Below are 6,849 nucleotides of genomic sequence, written 5' to 3' on the forward strand. Positions count from 1 at the left end.
CCCGTCTAGCGCCCACGACGCACCAGCACGCTGGATAGGCCTTCAGGCAGCACACGTATGATCAGGATGACGGCAAACAGCATGCCGATCTGGCCGATGATCTGTCCGTAGCTCGCGTTCAGCGCCATCCGGATCATCGCCAGGAACACCGCGGCCGGCGCGGTGCCGAGCAGCACATTGGCGCCGCCGATCACCACGGTGACAAAGCTCTCGACCACGAAGGTCGCGCCCATGGTCGGGATCAGCGTCATGGTCGGCGCATAGAGCGCGCCGCAGAGGCCGGCAAGCGCGGTGCCGATGCCGAAGCTGATGGAATAGATCCGCCCGGTGCGCGCGCCGAGCGCCTTCGCCATCGCCGCATTCTGCATCGTCGCGCGCGCGATCACGCCGAACCGCGTCTTCATGAAGATGATATAGAGCCCGGCCAGCACCGCCACCGCAGCGCCGAACAGCACCAGGCGGTAGGTCGAGAACGTATAGCCGCCGATCGCAAAGCTGCCTTCCGGCGTGCCGATGCCGCGCACCGCGGAGCCGACGATCAGCAGCATCGACTGCGTCACGATCAGGCTGAGGCCCCAGGTCGCGAGCAACGAATCGAGCGGACGCTTGTAGAAGCGCCGCACGATCAGGAACTCGACGATCATGCCGATGATCCCCGCAGTCAGTGCCGCCAGGATCTGGGCGATCGGCAGCGGCACGCCGAGGTTCACGAGGCCGACGGTGACATAGGCGCCGCACATGATGAACTCGCCATGCGCCATGTTGATGACGCCCATCATGCCGAACACGATGGCGAGGCCCGCCGCCGACAGGATCAGGAACGCGAAGACGTCGGCGAACTGATAGAATACCGAGAAGAGCTCAGCCGACATTCCAGTCTCCGTGACCACGGCGCCGCATCAGTGCGGCGCCGGTTCGCTTCAAGTTCGAGATGCAATGCACGAGCAAGATTCGTGCCCATATGCATTACGATTTGCTGGGAAGATGACTCGGCGTGTACTGATCCTTGTCGTTCTTCTTGGTGAGGTCGCAGCCGATCTCGCCGAGCCAGTACGGCTGGATCGTGCCGTAGTCCTTCTCCACCGTCACCTCGTGCTTGGGCCCGACCGAGATCAGGCGCATGCGGTGCGAGGTGTGCTGGCTCTTCGGATCGATGCAGACCTTGCCCTCGGGCGCATCAATACAGGCGTCGCCGGTCGCGATCACCTTGCGCATGTCCTCGAGCTTGGTCGACTTCGCCTTCTCGACCAGCGTCTTGTACATGTAGAGCGCGTTGTAGGCGTTATAGCCCATGTCGTTGATATAGAGCTCGTCGGGGAACTTGGCGTGCCAGCGCTTCTTGAAGTCGTTGGCTTCGGGCGTATCGATCTCCTCGAACCAGTTCGCGGTGGCATGCATGTTGTTGAGCGCCGGCGGCTTGAACCGCTTGTGCTCGAAGCCGAGCATGACCTTGATCGAGGACCCCATCGGCAGGTTGAGATTGGCCGCGGCGGCCTGCTCGAAGAACGAGTCCTGCGCGGCGCCGACATTGATAGTCAGCAGCCAATCCGGCTTCGCCTTCTGGATGTTCTGGATGGTCTGCGCGAACTGCGACACGCCGAGCGGGATGAATTCCTCGCCGACGACCTCGCCGCCGAGATCCTTCATGATCTTCCGGTTCCATTCCGCGGAGATCTGGCCGAAATTGTAGTCCGCGGCGATCACATAGACCTTCTTGCCGAACTTCTCGACCATCCAGGGGATCAGCGTCGAGAATTGCTGCTCCGGCACCGCGCCCATGCTGATCATGCTGGCATCGCAGACGCCGCCTTCATACTGGTTCGTATAGAAGTACGGCGTGGTGGTGCGATCAACGATCGGACGCAGCGCCTCGCGCGAGGCCGACGTGATGCCGCCGATCAGCACGTCGACCTTGTCGCGATTGAGCAGCCGGCGGCCGAACTCCTGATAGCGGGCATTGTCACCTTGGGGATCAAGATGAATCAATTCGATCTGCCGACCGAGGATGCCGCCGCTCTTGTTGATCTCCTCGACCGCAAGCTGCGAGCCGTGCAGCTTGGGCATGCCCATGAACGCCAGGTCGCCGGAGACGTCCTCCAGCAAGCCGATCTTCAGCGGCGGTTCCGCCGCCCGAGCGGCGCCAATTGCCGCGGTCCCGAGCATTGCACCGAGCAAAGCCATTCCCACTACACGCCCCGAATACATCGCCATGTCCTCTGTCGTTGAAGGATGTTGAAGTTTCACGCCTTGAGGTAATTCTTCAGAATCGACGCCCCCATCGTGTATTTGGGGTCGACCATGTTGCCGAGCCGCATGCGGCCGGCCTGGCTGAGCAGCATGTAGGCGTCGATCTCATCGAAGCCGTAGTCGGCGCTCATCCAGCGCACCAGCTCGCGATAGGCGATGCGCGCCGCGTCTTCGAGCGGGCGGGCGCTGCCGATGGTCATGATGAAGTCAGCCGTCTCGAGCCGCGGCCAGGCGAAGCTCCAGTTCTTGATCAGGTCGATCTGCAGCGTCACGGTCGCGCGCTGCTCCAGCGCGACGCCCGACAGCTCGCCGTCCCCCTGCGTGGCGTGGCAGTCGCCGACATAGAGCAGCCCGCCCTCCCTGTGCACCGGAAAATAGATGATCGCGCCGGGCGCGACATCAGGCAGGTCCATGTTGCCGCCGTGATAATCCGGCTGCAGCGAGGAGATCGCCTCGATCTCGGGCGACACGCCGATGGTGCCGATGAACGGCTCGTAGGGCAGCGTGATCTTGTCGTTCCAGCGCACGCCGCTGCGGTCGACATGCAGCTTCTTGACGCGTTCCGGTAGCGGCGGATTGAGCAGTGCCGTCGACGCGGTGCCGACCAGGCCGCCGAATTCCGGAATGATGCAGGTGGTCCCGGCCGGCTGCGCGCCGCGGGTCTCGACGTCGCGGATATAGACGGCGAGGCAATCGCCCTTTTTGGCGCCCTTGACCGCGATCGGTCCGCATTGCGGGTTCAAATAAGGGAAATTCAGCTTGGCGGTCGGACTGTCACTCTCGCTGGTGAGTACACCGCCGAACGCGTCTTCGGTCTCGACCACGACGACCCCGCCGGGATCGATCGACAGCGTCGGCTTGGCATAGGGCCCATAGACGTAATGGAACCCGCCCTGTTGCTCGATCGTCAAACTATGGGTCGTGCCGGTCGCGCCCTTGGCGACGGCGCGCTTGGCCATGATGGAATTCTTCAACCAGTCTTCGGTCATGCGAACGGCTCCTCAACTCAGATCGCGGGATGGCGCTTGTGCCAGTCGGTGACGCGTTGGAAGGCATCGCCGGCGCGAACGAGGCCTGCTTCGTCGAAGTGACGCCCGACAAACTGGAAGGCCACCGGACCACCGTTCGGCGCGAAGCCGCCGGGAAGCGTCACGGTCGGGCTGCCGGTCATGTCGAACGGACAGGTGAAGCGCAGCAGCCCAGTGATCAGCGACGGGTCCTCGCCGAGCGCCGCCATCTTGGCCAACGTCGGCGCAGCGAAGGCCTGGGCCGGCACCGCGATCAGATCGACCGTGTCGAACAGCAGTCGCACCGCGCCGCGGAACGCTTCGCGCCGCAGCACGATCTTCTGATAGTCCATGGCGGACTGCGCCCGGCCGAGATCGAGCAGGCCTGCGAGCGCCGGACCGTATTCGTCCTTGCGGGCGGGATAAGTCTCCTCATGCGCAACCGCCACCTCGATGCCGCACAGCGGGAACCAGTCCTCGATGACCGCTTTCGGATCGGGGAAGGTGATGTCCTTGATCGTCGCGCCGAGATCGGCCGCGACACGCAGCCCCTCGCTGAGCACCTTGCCGGCCGGCTCATCGGTGCCCTCGCTGGTCCAGCGCCGATCGACGCCGATTGCCACGCCGCGCAAATCTCCGGTCAGGCCGGCAAGATAATCGGGCACCGGCAATGGCACCGACGTGGTGTCCTTCGGATCCTGGCCCGCGATCACGGCAAGGATCGCGCCGCAATCGGCCGCGCTGCGGGCCATCGGGCCGATGTGATCGAGCGTCGCCGCGAGCTCGTAGGCGCCGTAGCGGCTGACGCGGCCCCAGGTCGGCTTCAGCCCGGTGATGCCGTTGGCAGCCGAGGGGAAGCGGATCGATCCACCCGTGTCGGTTCCAAGCGAACCGAAGCAGAGCCCCGCGGCGGTAGCGACGCCGGAACCGCTCGAGGACGCGCCGGACCACAGATCGGCATTCCATGGATTCTTCGGCGGATCGATCTTCGGATGATGATCGGCATAGGCGCCCTCGGTCTGCTGCAGCTTGCCGAGGATGATCGCGCCGGCGTCCTTGAGCCGCGCGACCACCGTGGCATCTTCGCTCGGACGGAAGTCGCGATGGATCGTCATGCCGTGCGCGGCCGGCACGCCCTTGACCCAGCACAGATCCTTGACGGCGATCGGCACGCCGTGCAGCGGCCCCTTGATCTTGCCGGATGCGATTTCCTTCTCGGCGGCCGCAGCCTCGGAAAGCGCGGCCTCGGCCATCACATGAGCGTAGCTCTTGAGCTTGCCGTCGAGCTGCTCGATGCGTCCGAGCATCGCTTTGGTCACCTCGACCGGCGAGAGTTTCCTGGCCTGGATTTGCTGCCCGATCTCGATCAGTCCGAGATAGTGAAGTTCCGTCGTCGGCATCGTTTCTCATCCCCGCACTTGGCACGACGCAAGCGCAGGCACTGCCCATCACCGCGCATGCGCCTCCGGCTTGACGACACGGTCGTGTCGCCAATGTGTTTGGCGGCAAATGCAAAAAGCCACCCGCCCCTCCAAAACGAAGGTGACGAATGGCTCAAATGCCGCGGCTATGAACTATCGCGTGGGGCCCGGATCGAACGGAGCACTCTGCGCGGCGACCGGGACGTCATCGGCCAAATCGACGCGCGCTGGGTTCGACAGGTAGCCCTGTAGGAGAAAATTCTAAGGAGATGTGCAGCGCGTTGTCAACGAGGCTGGCTGCACAAATTTCGCGAGGTGCATGCGCAGCAAATCAGCATGACCTCTTGCACCGACCTCTGCGAAGATGATTTCCTTCGCGCGTCGCAATGAAAGTCGTCGATGACAAAGCCGTCCATTCCCGTTGGCATCATCTGCTCGCAGCACGGGCCCTATCAGGCGATGGGGCGCGAGCTCCTGAAGAGCTCGATGATGGCGGTCGACGAGATCAACAGCCAGGACGGCTTCGACTTCTCGATAGCGGCGCATGTGCGCGATCCCCGCGGTGTGGTTTCCGAATATCACGCCGCCTGCGACGACCTCATCCGCAATGTCGGCGTCGAGCACATTGTCGGCTGCTACACCTCGGCGTCGCGCAAGCAGGTGCTGCCGATCGTCGAGCGCACCGACCGTCTGCTCTGGCATCCGGCCCGCTATGAAGGGTTCGAATGCTCGGACAATGTGATTTATGTCGGCGCTTCGCCCAACCACAATGTGCTGCCGCTGGTGCGTTACGTGCTGGACAATCTGTCGCGCGAGATCTTCTGCGTCGGCTCCAACTATGTCTGGTCCTGGGAGACCAATCGCGTCACCCGCGAGCTGGCGACCGCAGCCGGAGGCCGCATTCTCGCCGAGCGGTTGCTCGAACTTGGCGAGAGTGCCGTCGGCCATATCGTCGACGAAATCGTGCGCCGCCGGCCGCCGGTGGTGTTCAACACACTGGTCGGCAGTTCGAGCTACGATTTCATTCGGGCCCTTCATGCCGCGACCACGGCCGCGGGTCTCCAGATTCCGATGGTCAGCTGCAGCCTGTGCGAGCCGGAGCTCAAGATCGTGGGGCCCGCATCGGCCGGATGCATCACGTCATCGGCCTATTTCGAGAGCATTCGCCTGCCCGAGAACCGGGCCTTCGTCGCGCGCTGGAAGGCGCGCTACGGCGAGCACAGCAGCCCTTCGGTGGACGGGCAATCCGCCTATGTCGCGGTCTATCTGCTGGCCCGTGCGTTGCAGCGCGCCGGCACATCCGATATCGGCGAGGTGCGGCGCGCCGCGGCCGGCCACCGCTACAATTCGCCGCAAGGCCCGGTCTGGATCGACGGCAGCAACAACCACTGCGTCCTGACGCCGCGGCTCGCCGTCTCCAACACCGAGGGACAGTTTGACATCTTCTGGGAAGCCGACGCTCCGGTTAAGCCGGATCCCTATCTGACGCAGCTCGACGTCGCCGCCAGCCCTGCACGGGATGCAACGTCGCCAAATGCGCCGCATTTACGGGTTGTGAAATGACCAAGCCGTCTTCATTTTCGCTGCGCGGACGCAAGGCCCTCGTCGCCATCAAGGACGAGCGCGATGCCTCCATCGTCAGGCGTCAGTTCGAGCGTCTCGGGATCGACATCGTCACATGGGATGGCGATGCCCGTATCGACTGCCGTCCGGACGTGACGCTGATCGACGACGAGTACCTGCCGCTTGCCTCCCCGGTGCAGCGTACCTCGCTCGGGCGAAGCCCGGTCATCGCCCTGCTCGGCACCGAAACGCCGAGCCGCCTGAAGCTGGTGCTCGAGCTCGATCCGGCCTCGTTCCTGGTCAAGCCGCTGCGCTCGGCCGGCATCTATGCCGCGCTCGTGCTGGCGTTCGAACGACGCCAACGCGGCGACGAGCTGAAGCAGCAGGTGCTCAAGCTCGAACAGCGCCTTCGATCTCGCCGCATCGTGCTCGCCGCGGTGCTCCAGGTGATGCACACCCACGCGCTGGCCGAACCGGCCGCCTTTGCGTTGATCCGCCGGGCCGCCATGGAGCAGCGCAAGACGATCGAAGAGCTCTCGGCGGAGATCACCGCAAAGGGCTCCCTGCCCCGCGCAACGGGCTAGACCAGCATCGCCGATGCCAAATCGCGG

Annotated in this window: 6 protein-coding genes; 2 read left to right on the forward strand and 4 right to left on the reverse strand. The window is 64.1% G+C overall.

The features are described 5' to 3' along the window. Nucleotides 1-5 precede the first annotated feature (5 nt). From ACVINW_RS35520 to ACVINW_RS35535, 4 genes are all read right to left on the reverse strand, one after another. Nucleotides 6-872, reverse strand: a complete 867-nt coding sequence (locus ACVINW_RS35520) for an ABC transporter permease subunit (RefSeq protein ID WP_456755588.1) — start codon at nucleotides 870-872, stop codon at nucleotides 6-8. 94 nt (nucleotides 873-966) lie between these two features. Further along, nucleotides 967-2,181 carry an urea ABC transporter substrate-binding protein gene (locus ACVINW_RS35525; protein WP_456755589.1) on the reverse strand — a complete coding sequence of 405 codons (1,215 nt, stop codon included), beginning with the start codon at nucleotides 2,179-2,181 and terminating at the stop codon, nucleotides 967-969. Nucleotides 2,182-2,240: 59 nt separating this feature from the next. Beyond that, entirely contained in the window at nucleotides 2,241-3,236 is a 996-nt protein-coding gene (locus ACVINW_RS35530; protein WP_456755590.1) for an acetamidase/formamidase family protein, read from the reverse strand. 17 nt (nucleotides 3,237-3,253) lie between these two features. Then, on the reverse strand, nucleotides 3,254-4,654 hold the full coding sequence (locus ACVINW_RS35535) for an amidase (protein ID WP_456755591.1): 1,401 nt from the start codon (nucleotides 4,652-4,654) through the stop codon (nucleotides 3,254-3,256). Between the two features lie 420 nt (nucleotides 4,655-5,074). Here ACVINW_RS35535 and ACVINW_RS35540 point away from each other — a divergent pair, with 420 nt between their 5' ends. Both ACVINW_RS35540 and ACVINW_RS35545 read left to right on the forward strand, forming a co-directional pair. After that, nucleotides 5,075-6,238: a transporter substrate-binding domain-containing protein gene (locus tag ACVINW_RS35540; protein WP_456755592.1), complete on the forward strand. Its 1,164-nt coding sequence runs from the start codon at nucleotides 5,075-5,077 to the stop codon at nucleotides 6,236-6,238. Then, nucleotides 6,235-6,822, forward strand: a complete 588-nt coding sequence (locus tag ACVINW_RS35545; protein WP_456755593.1) for an ANTAR domain-containing response regulator — start codon at nucleotides 6,235-6,237, stop codon at nucleotides 6,820-6,822. The genes ACVINW_RS35540 and ACVINW_RS35545 overlap by 4 nt, the downstream gene beginning before the upstream one ends. The last annotated feature ends 27 nt before the right edge of the window (nucleotides 6,823-6,849 follow it).

It is taken from the genome of Bradyrhizobium sp. USDA 4461 (genome assembly GCF_054055655.1).